General features: G+C 46.2%; 13 protein-coding genes. 4 read left to right on the top strand and 9 right to left on the bottom strand.

All coding sequences use genetic code 11. From position 1 onward, the window contains the following. Positions 1-28 precede the first annotated feature (28 nt). The 3 genes from M2134_RS13545 to M2134_RS13535 all read right to left on the bottom strand — a co-directional run bounded on the left by M2134_RS13545 (position 29) and on the right by M2134_RS13535 (position 4,437). Positions 29-1,045 (bottom strand): AI-2E family transporter, encoded by a 1,017-nt coding sequence (locus tag M2134_RS13545; protein ID WP_280751589.1) that lies wholly within the window; start codon positions 1,043-1,045, stop codon positions 29-31. A gap of 67 nt (positions 1,046-1,112) precedes the next feature. Further along, entirely contained in the window at positions 1,113-2,588 is a 1,476-nt protein-coding gene (locus M2134_RS13540) for a S41 family peptidase (RefSeq protein WP_280751588.1), read from the bottom strand. 46 nt (positions 2,589-2,634) lie between these two features. Next, positions 2,635-4,437, bottom strand: a complete 1,803-nt coding sequence (locus M2134_RS13535) for a Na/Pi cotransporter family protein (protein WP_280751587.1) — start codon at positions 4,435-4,437, stop codon at positions 2,635-2,637. 81 nt (positions 4,438-4,518) lie between these two features. On the opposite strand from M2134_RS13535, the gene M2134_RS13530 reads away from it, so the two are divergent. Continuing rightward, positions 4,519-6,189 (top strand): nucleoside kinase, encoded by a 1,671-nt coding sequence (locus tag M2134_RS13530; RefSeq protein ID WP_280751586.1) that lies wholly within the window; start codon positions 4,519-4,521, stop codon positions 6,187-6,189. Between the two features lie 114 nt (positions 6,190-6,303). Here M2134_RS13530 and M2134_RS13525 read toward each other — a convergent pair whose 3' ends face one another. From M2134_RS13525 to M2134_RS13510, 4 genes are all read right to left on the bottom strand, one after another. Then, on the bottom strand, positions 6,304-7,014 hold the full coding sequence (locus tag M2134_RS13525; protein ID WP_280751585.1) for a LytTR family DNA-binding domain-containing protein: 711 nt from the start codon (positions 7,012-7,014) through the stop codon (positions 6,304-6,306). After that, entirely contained in the window at positions 7,011-8,072 is a 1,062-nt protein-coding gene (locus M2134_RS13520; protein ID WP_280751584.1) for a histidine kinase, read from the bottom strand. The genes M2134_RS13525 and M2134_RS13520 overlap by 4 nt, the downstream gene beginning before the upstream one ends. A gap of 4 nt (positions 8,073-8,076) precedes the next feature. Then, positions 8,077-9,105, bottom strand: a complete 1,029-nt coding sequence (locus M2134_RS13515; protein ID WP_280751583.1) for a histidine kinase — start codon at positions 9,103-9,105, stop codon at positions 8,077-8,079. Positions 9,106-9,167: 62 nt separating this feature from the next. Further along, positions 9,168-10,208: a hypothetical protein gene (locus tag M2134_RS13510; protein ID WP_280751582.1), complete on the bottom strand. Its 1,041-nt coding sequence runs from the start codon at positions 10,206-10,208 to the stop codon at positions 9,168-9,170. Positions 10,209-10,448: 240 nt separating this feature from the next. Here M2134_RS13510 and M2134_RS13505 point away from each other — a divergent pair, with 240 nt between their 5' ends. From M2134_RS13505 to M2134_RS13495, 3 genes are all read left to right on the top strand, one after another. Continuing rightward, positions 10,449-10,670 (top strand): hypothetical protein, encoded by a 222-nt coding sequence (locus M2134_RS13505; protein ID WP_280751581.1) that lies wholly within the window; start codon positions 10,449-10,451, stop codon positions 10,668-10,670. After that, positions 10,667-10,996, top strand: a complete 330-nt coding sequence (locus M2134_RS13500; protein ID WP_280751580.1) for a hypothetical protein — start codon at positions 10,667-10,669, stop codon at positions 10,994-10,996. Before M2134_RS13505 ends, M2134_RS13500 begins: the two co-directional genes overlap by 4 nt. A gap of 175 nt (positions 10,997-11,171) precedes the next feature. Then, positions 11,172-12,698 carry a GH3 auxin-responsive promoter family protein gene (locus M2134_RS13495; protein ID WP_280751579.1) on the top strand — a complete coding sequence of 509 codons (1,527 nt, stop codon included), beginning with the start codon at positions 11,172-11,174 and terminating at the stop codon, positions 12,696-12,698. Positions 12,699-12,704: 6 nt separating this feature from the next. Here M2134_RS13495 and M2134_RS13490 read toward each other — a convergent pair whose 3' ends face one another. Together M2134_RS13490 and M2134_RS13485 are read right to left on the bottom strand one after the other, a co-directional pair. Further along, positions 12,705-13,469 carry a phosphatase PAP2 family protein gene (locus tag M2134_RS13490; RefSeq protein ID WP_280751578.1) on the bottom strand — a complete coding sequence of 255 codons (765 nt, stop codon included), beginning with the start codon at positions 13,467-13,469 and terminating at the stop codon, positions 12,705-12,707. Between the two features lie 73 nt (positions 13,470-13,542). Continuing rightward, complete coding sequence (locus M2134_RS13485; protein ID WP_280751577.1) at positions 13,543-14,115, bottom strand: RNA polymerase sigma-70 factor; 573 nt, start codon at positions 14,113-14,115, stop codon at positions 13,543-13,545. Positions 14,116-14,128 lie beyond the last annotated feature (13 nt).

Below are 14,128 nucleotides of genomic sequence, written 5' to 3'. Positions count from 1 at the left end.
CTAATCACTAACCACTAACCACTAACCACTAATCACTTTTTTTACTGTCCAAGAATTCCTCCTTAAAGATATTTACACAAAGCAGGAAGATAGCAATCAGGATCGGACCAAAGATGATGCCTATAAAGCCAAACATGGAAAGCCCTATAATCACCCCGAATATGGTGATCAATGGATGGGTGTCTGCCAACCGTTTCTGAAGTACGAAACGAATCATATTGTCTACATTAGATACCACCAACAGCCCAAAAGCCAACAGCCCGATCGCATTGAACCACTCGCCGGTAAGCGCCAGGTAGATAGCTAACGGTCCCCATACCAACCCGGTGCCGACAATGGGAATGACGGTAGCCACACAGGTGATCACACCAAATATAATCGGTTCGGGTACCCCGAAGATATAATATCCTATCAAGGCGATACCTCCCTGAATAACCGCCAACAGCGGAATACCGATCGCATTGGATTTCACCAATAGGTAGATCTCATTCACCACCCGTCGTTTGTTCCGATTGCTGAAGGGAAGCAGTGACATAATATAGGTTTCGAAAGGACGGATACTCACCAGCATGAAGTACAAGACAAAGATCAACGCGATCATATTGATGGAAAAGCCGCTTATGCTGCCCACCAGCGACTGCCCGATCTTCGGCAATACGGAGACGGCGGAGATCAGGTTGTCGGTATTCAATATGTTATAACCAATCTTCTCCTGTACCAAGTCGGCCACGTGCTGAGCCGCCGAGACAATCATGGCGGTGTCGAGGTTGAAGTGTTGCCATTTGTTGATAATCAGCCAAAGGACTAACGAAAGCGGCACAAGAACAACCAGAATAACCTCTCCCAACAAAAGAAGCGCCGCCCAACTGGGACGGACATGCTTTTTCTCTGTGAGGTAAAGCATTTGCTTGCGCACAAGCACATAGATAGTGAATGCACCCAGGATTCCTCCCATAAACGGCTGCATATACTGAAACAGGACATAACCTAATAAAATAATCAGGGCGACTAAGGAGATGCGCCAATATTGTTCTTTCAAATTCATAAAAAAACCCTTCTTGTTTCTAATTGAACAAGAAGGGAATATAGAAAGTTTTGAATAAAACGCTGTTTTATTTGGCTGTTTCCAACATTTTTTCGTCGAAAATCAACCCTTGAGGAACATGGCGTCCAACAGAGCTGTAAACGGGTTCCAGGGTAGGCATAGACTCTGCTGTGCGCAATTCCGGGGCAGAGGCTTTGCTCGTGCCGTTGATCTTAGCAAGAGCGGTGGCTAATAAGGCTTCGTTGGTATCGCCCAGGTCGTAATACAGAATAAAAGGAGGTTTGATCTCTTCTTTAGCTATATCCGGCTTGAAGCCTACCTGGCTATAATTAGCGTCGTCATTCGCATTGCAAATCCGCAAGATAATGGGGTGCATCAGCCAATCATATTTATCTTCTTTTTCGCCGTAGGTGACAGAGCCTACCGCTTTTCCGATGGTTTGACTACCAATTAAAACGACTTCCATAAAAGGCTTCAGGGCATTGATCACCGCCTCTGATGAAGAAGCTGTCCATCGGCCGGTAAGCACGTAAACACGTTTCAGATCAAGATTCGAAGAGGTGAGGGATTTATCAAAGGGATAGGTGTAATCCTCCTTGCTCTTTTTACTATTATGCATCATCTTACAGAATGTCTTTCCGCTTGTCAGATCGTTTGCCGGAGCCAGGCAAGAGGCTAACGTCCGGGCGCAAGACACCAGGCCTCCTCCGTTATAGCGCAGGTCCAGGACAAACTCATTCACCCCTTCCGCTTTGAAGTTGGTGAAAATGGTTTTCATCTCTTTATCGTAAGAACCATCGTTGGAATCTTCCGGCCCAGAAGAGAAGTGGTTGTACACCAGATAGCCTATTTTATTGCCATTGATATGATATACGCTATCTAAGAAGAGCGGGTTGTTTGCCGTAAGGCGAGCCTTGGAGATAGCGGTAGTGCCTGTGATGGCTATCTGGTAGGCTTTAGTCTGTTCGCTCCATTTTAAGCCACCTATGGTGAAGGTAGCCCCATTTCCCTCTTCCAACAGGGTGTAATCCGTCAGGTTATTATCTTTCCCATCGAAGCCTAAGATGAAATCGCCTCGTTTGATCCCCGCCTCCGAAGCAGGTGAATTGGGCAACACATAGAGGATACGAGCCCAGTCATAGCCTAAATATTTCCCACTATTATCGGTCACGCTGTAAACGATATAGTCGAACCCATAGGTCGGGTCCAGATCGGAGATCGATTTACTCTTGGTCCGTTTCTTTTCGATATAGGAGAAATAAAAATTATACCCTCCGGTGCCTTGCCAAAGCCCATCCTTTTTCGAGAGGAGCGATTCAAAGAATTCGTCCGGTTCCAGGTTGAAGTTATATCCCTCTTTCCCTTTTTTCTCAATCTCGTCATACCAGAGGTAATTCTCCAACATGGTTTCATAGATCCAGTCATTGGTTGTTTTCTCTGTCGGACCCGGGTTAGGATCCGGCGTGTCTTCTCCGTCGCTACAAGCCGCAAAGGCGAACAGAGACAGGCATATAGCCGCAAGCCATAACATATGTTTGTTCATGATGTTACTCCTTTTAATTAATTGATTATAGTAAAGGTAGTGAAAATTATATTTTCTTTTCCACAATGGCCTGCACAACATTCAGAATATAGTCGCCCATCTTCTCGAACTCGGCGATAATATCCATATAGTAGACACCATCCTGGTAGTCGTATTTCTTGTTGTCTACATCTTCAATATTCTTTGTCTTCAACTGATTACGCAGGTTATTGATCTGGTTTTCCAGGTTGTAAGACGGATTGATATCGTCGATCACCACATCCTGTTTCTTCAGGATGACGTTCATCCGATCCATCGCTTTCGTCAACAGCTGCATCATCTTTTCGATGTTCTCGTTCTGTTCGTCGGTGAATGCCGATTTGCCCTCATTCCGGCGTTTAACGGAACGAGCCAGGTTGTAGCAGGAGTCCGCGATGCTCTCGATCTCCGTCACGGTGCGCAGCATGATACGGGTCTCTTCTTTCCCTTCCGAGCTTAAGCGTCCTTCGGAAACGTAGGTCAGGTAGTTGGCAATCTCTACCTCCATCCGGTCGCTTATGCTTTCGTATTTCTCTATCCGGTTGTAGTTCTGCATGAAGTCGTCCTCGTTGGTCTCTTTCATCAGATCATGGATCATGCCGAACATACGGTTGGTGCGTTCTCCGTAGACCGCGATCTCTTTATGCGCCTGCATCAACGACAGTTCGGAGGTCGACAGCATACCCGAAGAGATATATTTCAACTGGAACTCTTCCTCTTCGCTCTCTTTCGATTTGATCAGTTTGGAGCATACAAAGACATAGCCATTGACAAACCAAACCATGATCAATACATTGGCGATATTAAACAACGTATGGAAGAGCGAAAGGCCATACGATACTGATACCTGCAGCGACATCAACTGTTTCTGCAGATCGATCAGATGCGGATCGGTCAATGTTTGCCCGGAGGTAATCGCCGAGATGGTTTCCGGGGATAATGTACTCAGAAACTCCATCATCGCCTTGGGGTCGCCCGGTCCGTAGTTGGTCACGATCCAGGAGATCATATTCGTAAAAGGATAGAACAGAGCCAATATCCAGCATACGCCAAAAATATTAAACATCAGGTGTGCCAACGCCGCGCGCTTGGCCGATACATTCGCCGAAAAAGCCGCCAGGTTAGCCGTGATCGTGGTTCCGATATTCTCTCCCAACACCATCGCCGCCGCCATCTCGAAAGGTATCCATCCTTTGGTACACATGATAAGCGTAATGGCTACCGTCGCGCTCGATGATTGTACGATCACCGTCAGGATACTCCCCAAGGCAAGAAAAAGCAGGATAGAGCCATAGCCCATCTGGGTGTACCCTTGCAGGAAGGCTAATACCTCCGGATTGCTTTGCAAATCGGGCACGGAATCTTTCAGGAAGGCAAGCCCCATAAACAAGAAAGCGAAACCCATTAGGAATTCACCCCATGATTTTCGCTTGCTTTTCTTTGAGAATATCAGCGGCAGACAAATACCGATAAGCGGAAGCGCGAACAGGCTGATGTCTACTTTGAAGCCAAATAGTGAAATGATCCAGGCAGTCACCGTCGTTCCTACGTTGGCTCCCATAATAACACTGATGGATTGAGCTAATGAAAGGAGTCCGGCATTTACAAAGCTGACCACCATAACGGTCGTCGCGCTGGAAGATTGAATAAGAGCGGTGATCAGGATACCGGTTAATACGCCGGTGAAGCGGTTGGTGGTCATGGCCGACAGGATGCCCCTTAATCTCTCCCCTGCCACTTTCTGCAAACCTTCGCTCATGACTTTCATCCCATACAGGAACATCCCTAACGATCCTACCAGGGTCAAAAAGTCAAAAAATGAGTAGTCCATTTAAATTAGGTTTATACGATTGTATATCTGATTAATATTCTTTACTTTGGGGGACGAAATTACAAAATTAAATAGATTATTATGCCTGATACCATTACAATTTTCTGCAAAAACAACAAGACTTATTTAGATGTGCCCATAGGATCTTCATTACTCGATATTTACAAAAGATTAGGAGAGCCGCTCCCGCACCGTCCTATGAACGCGCAGGTCAACAGTAAGACGGAAGCCTTGACTTTCCGTTGCTGGCACCCGAGAGACGTTGAGTATATCGACTACACACGGTCGTCCGGCCTGCGCACCTATGTGCGTTCCCTCTGTCATATATTCTCCAAGGCGGTAAACGATATCCTGCCCACGGCTACTCTCTACCTCGAACATCCGGTGTCGAAGGGTTACTACTGTGTGATCCACAACGGGAAAGAACTCGACGCGGAAACAATCGACAAGATCAAAATCCGCATGCAGGAGATCATCGATGCCGACCTGCCCTTCATTCCCCGCACCATCCGGACGGAGGATGCTGCTGTATTGTTTCGCGAGCGAGGCATGGAAGACAAAGCACGCCTGATCGAATCGGCGGGCATGGCGTATACCTCCTATTACGAGCTCGATGGATATATCAATTATTTCTACGGCTGCCTGACCCCTTCGACGGGTTATATCCATCTCTTCGATTTAGCGCCTTATGAAGATGGGGTTCTATTGCGTATACCCCGCGGCGACGATATGAGCCAACTGGAAGAGATCGTTCCTCAGCCACAGATGTTCGAGGCTTATAAACAACACCTGACCCTGCAACGCACGGTCGGAATCGATAACGTCGGCGACCTCAACATGGAGCTTGCTGCCGGACATAGCCGCGAGATTATCATGGTGTCGGAAGCCATGCAGGAGAAACAGGTTGCCCATATCGCCGTGAAGATTGCCAAAGGCTTCCATCAGACGGGCGTACGTATCGTCTTGATCTCCGGTCCCTCCTCTTCGGGAAAAACGACCTTCAGCAAGCGGTTGGGCATCCAGTTGATCACCAACCTGATCCATCCCGTGAGCATCTCCCTCGACGATTATTTCCTGAATCGCGTGGATACCCCGTTGGATGAACATGGCGAATATGATTTTGAGTCCCTATACGCGCTCGACCTACCCTATTTCAACCACGACCTCGAGCGATTGTTGAAAGGCGAAGAGATCGATCTGCCCAGCTTCGATTTCGAGACAGGCACGCGTCAGTACAAAGGAAAAAAATTGAAGCTACAGGAAAATTCCATCCTGATGATCGAAGGCATCCACGCCCTGAATCCGGAGTTGACCGCTTTCATCGATGATCATTTCAAATACCGGGTGTATGTGTCGGCGCTGACCTCTATCTCGCTCGACAACCACAACTGGATCCCGACGACCGACAACCGCCTGTTGCGACGCATCATCCGCGACTACCGCTTCCGGGGTTATTCGGCACAGGAGACTATCTCGCGCTGGCCCAGCGTGCGCCGGGGTGAAGATAAATGGATCTTCCCATTCCAAGAAAATGCCGACGCGATGTTTAATAGCGCGATGCTCTACGAACTGGCCGCCTTGCGCAAGTTTGCCGAGCCCATCCTCCGGGAGGTGCGCGAATGCGATAAGGAGAACGCGGAGGCCTACCGCCTATTGCGTTTCTTGCGCTATTTCAATTACATCAACGAGGCCGACCTGCCGGGCACCTCGCTATTGCGTGAGTTCCTGGGTGGGGGAACGTTCAAATATTGATGGCAAGAACGCCGCAAAAGAGCCGGTAAAAAAATTCTCACCCGCGTGAGAAAAAATTCTCATGCGGGTGAGAAAAAATATGGAAGTGGAATAATCCACAAATATTGGCCTGTCTTATAGTCTTTTGTGTATAAACTTATCGAAAAAGGCTTCCCGGTAAATGTTTCCTATGGCTACAACATGATTTTTGATGTATGCATCGTTGTTGTCGAACGAATCGATGTGTTGCAGATTGACAATGTATGATTTGTTGATCCGGAAGAATTGCTTTCCGGGTAGCTTCTCATGGATGTTTTTCAGGTTCATTTTGGTGATTATTCTCTCTTTTTCACTGTGGATAATCACATAATCCTTCAACCCTTCGATAAAAAGAATATCCGAAAAACATACTTTACAGTATTTCCGTTCGGACTTGACAAGGATAAAGTCTGCTTCTATATCGCCAACATTCTCTTTCTCTTCGGTGTTGAGCAGCGAATGATACACAATCGCTTTATTCACCGCCTTCTGAAAACGTTCAAATTTGATGGGTTTAATCAGGTAATCGATGGCCTCTACCTCATAGCTGTCCAAAGCATATTCTCCGTATGCGGTAGTAAAGATAATCAACGTGTTTTTAGGAATAGTACGAGCAAACTCCAAGCCGTTGATATGGGGCATTTGTATATCGAGGAAGAGTAAATCGACCGGGTGGTCTTCCATAAATTCCGAAGCCGTTTCAGCACTGTTGAACGATCCTAAGAGGTTGAGTTTGCCACTCCGCCGGATCAATATCTCCACCGCTTCCCGTGCTAAAGGTTCATCGTCTACGACAATGCAATTCATAATTCGAGTGTTAAGATGACCTCGTAGGTCGTTTCGTTATTGTTGATAAGCAATGTATGCTGCTTTGGATATAATAACGTTAAACGACGCTGTATATTTTTCAGACCGATGCCGCCAACCCCTTTTTTCACTGTTTCCCTGATCGGTTTGGAGTTTTCGCAACGAAAAGTCAATTGATTAGTATGTAAACGGAAATAAATGTGCACGTAGGACTCATGTTTGCTGTCCTGATTGTGTTTGACTGCATTCTCAACAAATGGGATAAAGAGAAAAGAGGGAACCCGTATCTCTTCCATCTCGCCCTCCTCTTCTATCTTGAATTCGAATTTGTCTCTGCGCACTTTTTCCAGATTAAGATAATCGCGTAAGAATTGAATGTCGGAGGTAAGTAAAACCTGGTCTTTGTTCTCCTCATGCAATTGATAACGCAACAGATCTTCCAGCTTGAACAGGATATTACGCGCCTCCTCTTTGTTTTTCCATATCAGTACATTGGCATTGTTGAGCATATTAAAAAGAAAATGGGGATTGATCTGCTGCTTCAACAGGTCGAGCTCCGACTGCAGGGTGGCGGATTTTAATTCATTGATGCGGCGGTTGTTTTTTATCCAGTAGCGAAACAGCATGATAGCAGACGACCCGGCAAGCAATAGTCCCATGGAAACAAAAGAGGATGTAAGGTTCAGGTACAATGCACCCATTCCCATCTTTTCGATGATTGTTTTTGAAGAAAATAGCTGGGTCTGCAGAACGGCCAGCATAGCTAAGATGATTATAATAAGCAGTCCGGCATAAAAAAAGTAATGGGTGAGGCGGTTTTTCAATAGATAGCGAGGCACTAAGAAACAGACATTAAACAAGATCAATCCGAATACGGAAAAGATGTAGGACGCCCATTCAAACAATTCATATTCGGAGCTTCCCAAATAGGTGAGGTTGCCCAGTACCATGCTGATGGTAATAATCGTGAGTGCCAGTACGATAATCAGGTAGCGGGCAGTACGATAGCGCCTGTCGACCAATAGATCAGATATGACATCTTTATTGAAATACTCCATGGGGTTAAAAATTTATTTTCAGGTGCAGGAAGCGGCTGTCCTCTTCCCTGATCTGCAACTCATAGCGTTCGGGATATAACCTATTCAGGCGCAACCGGATATTCTTTAATCCCTCGTCATACAGATCGGCTTCCGCGCAGGAACAGAAAAGTGAAAAGGAATCGTTGTCGACCCGGAAACAAAGATCTATCCGGTAGGCACATCCTCTCTTTTCCTGTTTTTTAACGGCATACTGCACGATAGGAAGAAACAGGAGCGGAGGAATAAATACACTGTGGACATCCCCTTCGGTAGCTACCTCAAAACTCAACATCCCGGAATGGCATCGTTCCAATTGAAGGTAGTTGCGGATGAAGCTGATTTCGGCATGCAACAAAACCTCCTGACGGTTGCAATCGTATAACTGATAACGTAAAATCTCACTCAGATCCATCAGCATATCAGAGGCTTTCTCCTGGTTCTCCTCCACTATATCGCCTACGTTATGAAGGATGGAAAGCAAGAAAACAGGATTGATCTGCTCCTTCAGCTTTTCGACCTCCGACTGCATATGAAGGGTTTCCAGTTCGTGTACCTGCATGTCGTTGATCAGCCAGTGTTTGAAAATGATCATAAAACTAACACCCAGAATGGCCATACTGTCGATCAGGAAAGAGGAGAGTAACTCCAACCATAGAGGATTTCCCGTGTTATTGAAGTAAGAATATTGGCCGGGATCGAGCCGGTAGTATTTCAATACGGCATATTCAAATCCATAATGGACGAGAAGAAAAAGCATGATCAGAAAGAAAAAGAGCGTGAAATAGGCTGGGTATCTTTCTTTTAATAACAAGCGGGGAACCAGTATATAGATATTGAAATAGCCTAACAACAGGTAAGTGACGAGAATAAACAGCGAGAATAGATAGATAGAATTGCCAAACAGCTCATGGTACTCAAGGAATCCCATATAGATCTGGTTGAAGGCGACGGCCATGACCGCCAGGATCAATAAGGTATGGCGCCCGATACGGTAACCGGTGCGCCTATCCATGAGCAATTTATAGAAAAATGACTCCTGGTGAGAATCTCTATGAGGCAGGGAAAGATTCATCTTTAGAAAATATACTGAACCCCTACGCTGAATCCGAGATACAACTGTTTCAGTTTCGTGTCGGTATGTTTTTTCCAGAGACTATGGCTGGGGAACATACTCAGGTTGTCGGTATTGTTGGTCGACATATAGTTGAGGCTCGGCCCACCGAATAGTTCCAAATGGGGAGTGAAACGAAAAGCAGGCATAATGGCAAAGCTATTGTGGTCTACCTGGTTGTCCTCGCTGAAATCTGTCAGGAATTGCGACCGTAGTTCGTTATTGATCCGGAAACGGGAAGAGATCGGGATATGTGCGCCAAGCCCTCCTTCCGCAACATATTTCTCCTCTTTCGCTTTGTGATTGTAGCCGACACCCAGTATACCATACAATATGCGTCCCCCCGAGCGGAAGGCCACCATGGTGGAGCCGATCTCATCATAGGTGATACCGATGCTCTTCTCCCCGTTTTTGATCAGGTTGACCAGCCCGATGGGATAATCGCTCTCGTCGGCTATGTTGAGTATAGCGGCCAATTGGAACCCACTGACCTTTTTTGCTTTATTCATTAATCCGCCGATTTGAAACCCATTGACATCGTTGGCTACGTTTACCAGTCCGGCAAGCTGAAACCCATTCATCGTCCCGGTCGCCACATTGGCCAGACCTGTTATCTGTATGCCATTCATCTCATGGGTTTTGTTCACAAGCCCTGACAGTTGGAAGCCGCTGTAATCGCTGGTCCGGTTCAACAGGCCGGCAATCATTGTGCCCTGCCCACTGCCACCCGCATAGGTACCTAAACCGGCGAGGTGGAATCCCCCGAGGTCCTGCTTCACATACATACCCAAACCGCTTACAGAAAATGTAGTCACACTCCTGGACACACCCGCCAGGATATTAAACGATACGGCATTGGTATAGATAGGCGCCTCTGTTCCCTGTGTGCTTAAGGGCGGTATAAAGCTGAGTTGGAAAGCCGCTTTTTTCTCATTGTCAGTCTGTGAAAAGATAAATCCTGCCGGCAGACAAGCCAATGCCAGGAGTATCATTACTTTTTTCATTTTCATAAATTTGTTCTGTTCAAAATTAATATGCCGCAAAGATATAGGTCGTTTCTTCCTCCGACAGCGAAAGTAGACAAAAGCGGGGAAAGGGAAGACGAAAACAGGAAATAGGTTGAATAACCTGTTTATTTAAGCAGCAAAAGTAAGGAAAACGAATTACAAAGTAGTTATACATCAAATGCGTCATTCCTTCGTGATCTCAGAGAAAAATAGTATATTTGTATAAAACAAATAGCTATGAAACGAATCTACAACATAAATGACGAGGCCGGCAAAAAGGAAAACCTCCATGATCCTGCATCTGTTTATCAAGCGGAGGAGCCTTTAGCTGAGGACGCAGCTTGTCTGAAACGTATTAAGAAACCGGATGAGGATTTCTATCGGGCAGTTAGTATGGAAGAATTTGCTGCAGCAGCAAAAACTCATATTAGGGAACTATACAAGCACGACAAGAAATGAGGATTGTCTTTTTACCGGAGGCCTTAGACTATTTTAATGAATTGACTACTATCCTATTTGAAAAGGACTATTTTGGCATGGAAGATAGTGCGTTGAGGTATGTAGATGAATTGCTGTATGATATAAAAACAACATTGCCCAATAGGCCGAAAAGAAAAGCTCCCGCTTACTTTGAGCAATTTGGAGATGGAATGTATTATGCTACTTTCCGGAAAAACAAAACAACACAATGGGTAGTGTTCTTTACGATTTACCAGGACAAAGAAGATTTAGTCTATTTAATCCGCTATATTTCCAACAATCATGTGATAGCACATTTTTTATAATGAAAAGAATTGTTTCCCCCGGTTGCTTACACTTCGGTTTTTCATTTCCTCCCTTTTTATAGCCGATATCCCGATGAAAGCAAAATGGGGCGAGAACGTTTAATTTCTCTGGCCTGAATGGCTGATTAATAAACAATATCGCTACATTTGCGGTTTATATAATAAACAGATTGGGATGGATATATTAACAAGTCTTATTTCTCCTTTTTTCCAGCATCGCCGGGGCAATATCGAGAAGTTTGCGGAATACAGTGATCTTATTCAGCAGAAACAGCTGAAGAAGTTGCTGGATAAGGCGCGACATACTGAATGGGGGAAGAAGTACGATTACAAAAGTATCCGTTCTTACCAGGACTACAAGGAGCGTTTCCCTATCCAGACCTACGACGATCTGAAGCCCTATATCACCCGCATGGTGAATGGCGAAAAGAATGTGTTGTGGCCATCTGTTGTGCGTTGGTATGCCCGTAGCAGCGGCACGACAAACGATAAGAGCAAATTTATTCCTGTGACCGATGAGATCCTCTGGCGCTGTCATTACAAAGGCGGGGTCGATTGCGTGGCGCTCTATCTGGAAAACAATCCCAAAAGTTGCTTTTTTTCGAAAAAAGGGTTGATACTCGGCGGAAGCCACAGCCCTTCTGCCCTGAATGCTCAGGCTCACCAGGGCGACCTTTCGGCGGTATTGCTGCAAAACCTCAATCCGTTGGTCAATCTGGTGCGTGTGCCCAAGAAAAAGATCATCCTGATGGATGAGTGGGAGAGCAAGATCAAAGCGATTGTCGAAAGCACCTGGAACAAAGATGTGAACAGCCTTTCAGGGGTTCCCTCCTGGATGCTGGTGTTGATTCGTGCTATACTGGCCAAAACGGGCAAAGAATATCTGACCGAGGTCTGGCCGAATATGGAGGTTTTCTTCCATGGAGGCATTAGTTTTGAGCCCTACCGCGACCGCTATAAGGCGTTGATCCCTTCCGATAATATGCACTATATGGAAACCTATAATGCTTCCGAAGGATTCTTTGGTATCCAAAGCGATCTGAGCGATCGTAGCCTGTTGTTGATGCAGGATTATGGCGTTTTCTATGAATTTATCCCGTTGGATGAGCTCGATAGCGATAATCCGACCGTCCTGCCATTGCATGAGGTGAAGAAAGATATCAACTACGCGATGATTATCAGCACCCTGGGCGGCCTGTGGCGCTATCAGATAGGCGACACGGTTCGTTTTACCTCGTTATTCCCTCATAAATTTGTTATCTCCGGGCGCACCAAACATTATATCAATGCCTTTGGCGAAGAGTTAATGGTCGACAATGCCGATAAAGCCATTGCGCTGACCAATCAACAAACTGGCGCCGAAGTAAAAGAATATACTGCGGCTCCTCTTTTTATGCTCAACAAAGCAAGAGGTTGTCATCAGTGGATCATCGAATTTGTGAAAAAGCCCGAATCCATCGAAGAATATGCCCGTCTGTTGGATGAAAACCTACAGCATCTCAACTCCGACTACGAGGCAAAACGCTACAAAAATATCTCGCTCCAACCGCTGGAGATTGTCGAAGCCCGTGAAGGTGTTTTTTATGAATGGTTAGCCCGAAGGGGAAAACTGGGCGGGCAACATAAGATCCCTCGCCTGAGCAACAGCCGCGAACTATTGGAAGAGCTGCTTGAGATCAACCGTTCGGCCTCACTGGCCTGATCGCGATCAGAAGCGAAACGACAGGTATAATCCGACATTATTCGACTGCATCGTAGGGGCAATCACCCAATTGTCAGCCGCCTTTTTGTTGATGTTCCGGGCAATGGCATTGCGCACCGGGAAGTAGATCAGATAAGACAATTCAGCAGAGAGAATACCGAACCCGGCACCGGCCACCACGTCGGCCATCCAATGACGGTTGTTGTAGATGCGCGAGGCAGCGACAAAAGTGGCAATCGCATAACCCGAATAAGCCAATACCGGCGAGCTATGACGAAACTCCTTATAAGCGATATGCGCACCCAGAAAGGCGTTTGAGGTATGTCCCGATGGAAAGCTGTGAGACTTGCCGTCCGGACGTTTGACATCGACCACCTCTTTCAATCCCTGCACCATGCCGGCATTCAATACCTCAGCCAGCCCTACCACCATCAATTGGTCTACCCAGTTGTGTTTCTCTTTTCCCATCAGATCGCATACAAATACCCAACCGAGCATACCCCATTCCAGGTAGTCATCAACCCGTATCTGCTTGTCGCGCGTTCCCCGCTTGAAGAGGTGATAATCTTCCATACCATCGATCAGATGCCCGGCTGCCCCTACGCCGATAAGTGCCGCGGGCAGGATCAGTTGCTTTGGCTTGAAGGTGTATTCAGCAATCGGCATCCGCACTGGCACGGAGTCGACCGGCACGGCCTGTTCGCTGTTGGTCTGACTCCAGCCCAACGACGCGTTCACACACAGCAAAATCAACAGGATATATCTTTTCATATACGTTTGTCTCTTTTCAGCTGCAAAGAAAAACAATTTATTTGGGAAAAGAGGCAATACTCCTTATCTATCCTTACAAACGGCTCATGGGTTCCTGCGCGAAAAATAATAAGATAGGCAAATAATCTTTGAGATTTTCCCGCAACACTTTCAATGCTTTGGAGAGATGGTAATCAACCCCTTTTATGGTGATACCAAAGCTGTCGGCAATCTCTTTTTTGGATAGGTTTTGAAAGCGGTTCATTTCGAAGATCTGCCGCGTTTGTTCCGGAAGGCGATCCAGTGATTGCCGGATGATCTGCTGGATATCGCTGGCAAAGATCTTCTCGGGATCAGAGGCTTCCAAGGTGGATATTCGAATGTCGAGTTCTCTTTTGCCGTATTCGGATAGGTTGGCTAAGGTATTTTGTTTGACGGATTCATGCCTCAGGTAGTCCAGCGATTTGTGTTTTACGATGGTGAACAGGAGCACCTTAGGGTTTTCGATCTCTTTGGTTTTGGTTATTTCCCAAATCTTGATCAGTGCCTCCGAAGCAATATCTTCCGCCACCCAATCGTCGAACACATAGGATTTGGCAAAGAGAAAGCATCTGTTGTAATACAGATGATAGAATTTTCGGAATCCCGTTGCATCAACTCTCTCCATGCTGAAAATAATT

The sequence above is a fragment of the Parabacteroides sp. PM6-13 genome, from assembly GCF_029892605.1.
Lineage (GTDB): Bacteria > Bacteroidota > Bacteroidia > Bacteroidales > Tannerellaceae > QVMG01.
This window is presented reverse-complemented; position numbering and strand designations above follow the sequence as displayed.

Excerpts from the sequence above, each read along its gene's own strand:
- M2134_RS13545 (WP_280751589.1), bottom strand. The coding sequence starts at position 1,045 with ATGAATTTGAAAGAACAATATTGGCGCATCTCCTTAGTCGCCCTGATT.
- M2134_RS13540 (WP_280751588.1), bottom strand. The coding sequence starts at position 2,588 with ATGAACAAACATATGTTATGGCTTGCGGCTATATGCCTGTCTCTGTTC.
- M2134_RS13535 (WP_280751587.1), bottom strand. The coding sequence starts at position 4,437 with ATGGACTACTCATTTTTTGACTTTTTGACCCTGGTAGGATCGTTAGGG.
- M2134_RS13530 (WP_280751586.1), top strand. The coding sequence starts at position 4,519 with ATGCCTGATACCATTACAATTTTCTGCAAAAACAACAAGACTTATTTA.
- M2134_RS13525 (WP_280751585.1), bottom strand. The coding sequence starts at position 7,014 with ATGAATTGCATTGTCGTAGACGATGAACCTTTAGCACGGGAAGCGGTG.
- M2134_RS13520 (WP_280751584.1), bottom strand. The coding sequence starts at position 8,072 with ATGGAGTATTTCAATAAAGATGTCATATCTGATCTATTGGTCGACAGG.
- M2134_RS13515 (WP_280751583.1), bottom strand. The coding sequence starts at position 9,105 with ATGGATAGGCGCACCGGTTACCGTATCGGGCGCCATACCTTATTGATC.
- M2134_RS13510 (WP_280751582.1), bottom strand. The coding sequence starts at position 10,208 with ATGAAAAAAGTAATGATACTCCTGGCATTGGCTTGTCTGCCGGCAGGA.
- M2134_RS13505 (WP_280751581.1), top strand. The coding sequence starts at position 10,449 with ATGAAACGAATCTACAACATAAATGACGAGGCCGGCAAAAAGGAAAAC.
- M2134_RS13500 (WP_280751580.1), top strand. The coding sequence starts at position 10,667 with ATGAGGATTGTCTTTTTACCGGAGGCCTTAGACTATTTTAATGAATTG.
- M2134_RS13495 (WP_280751579.1), top strand. The coding sequence starts at position 11,172 with ATGGATATATTAACAAGTCTTATTTCTCCTTTTTTCCAGCATCGCCGG.
- M2134_RS13490 (WP_280751578.1), bottom strand. The coding sequence starts at position 13,469 with ATGAAAAGATATATCCTGTTGATTTTGCTGTGTGTGAACGCGTCGTTG.
- M2134_RS13485 (WP_280751577.1), bottom strand. The coding sequence starts at position 14,115 with ATGGAGAGAGTTGATGCAACGGGATTCCGAAAATTCTATCATCTGTAT.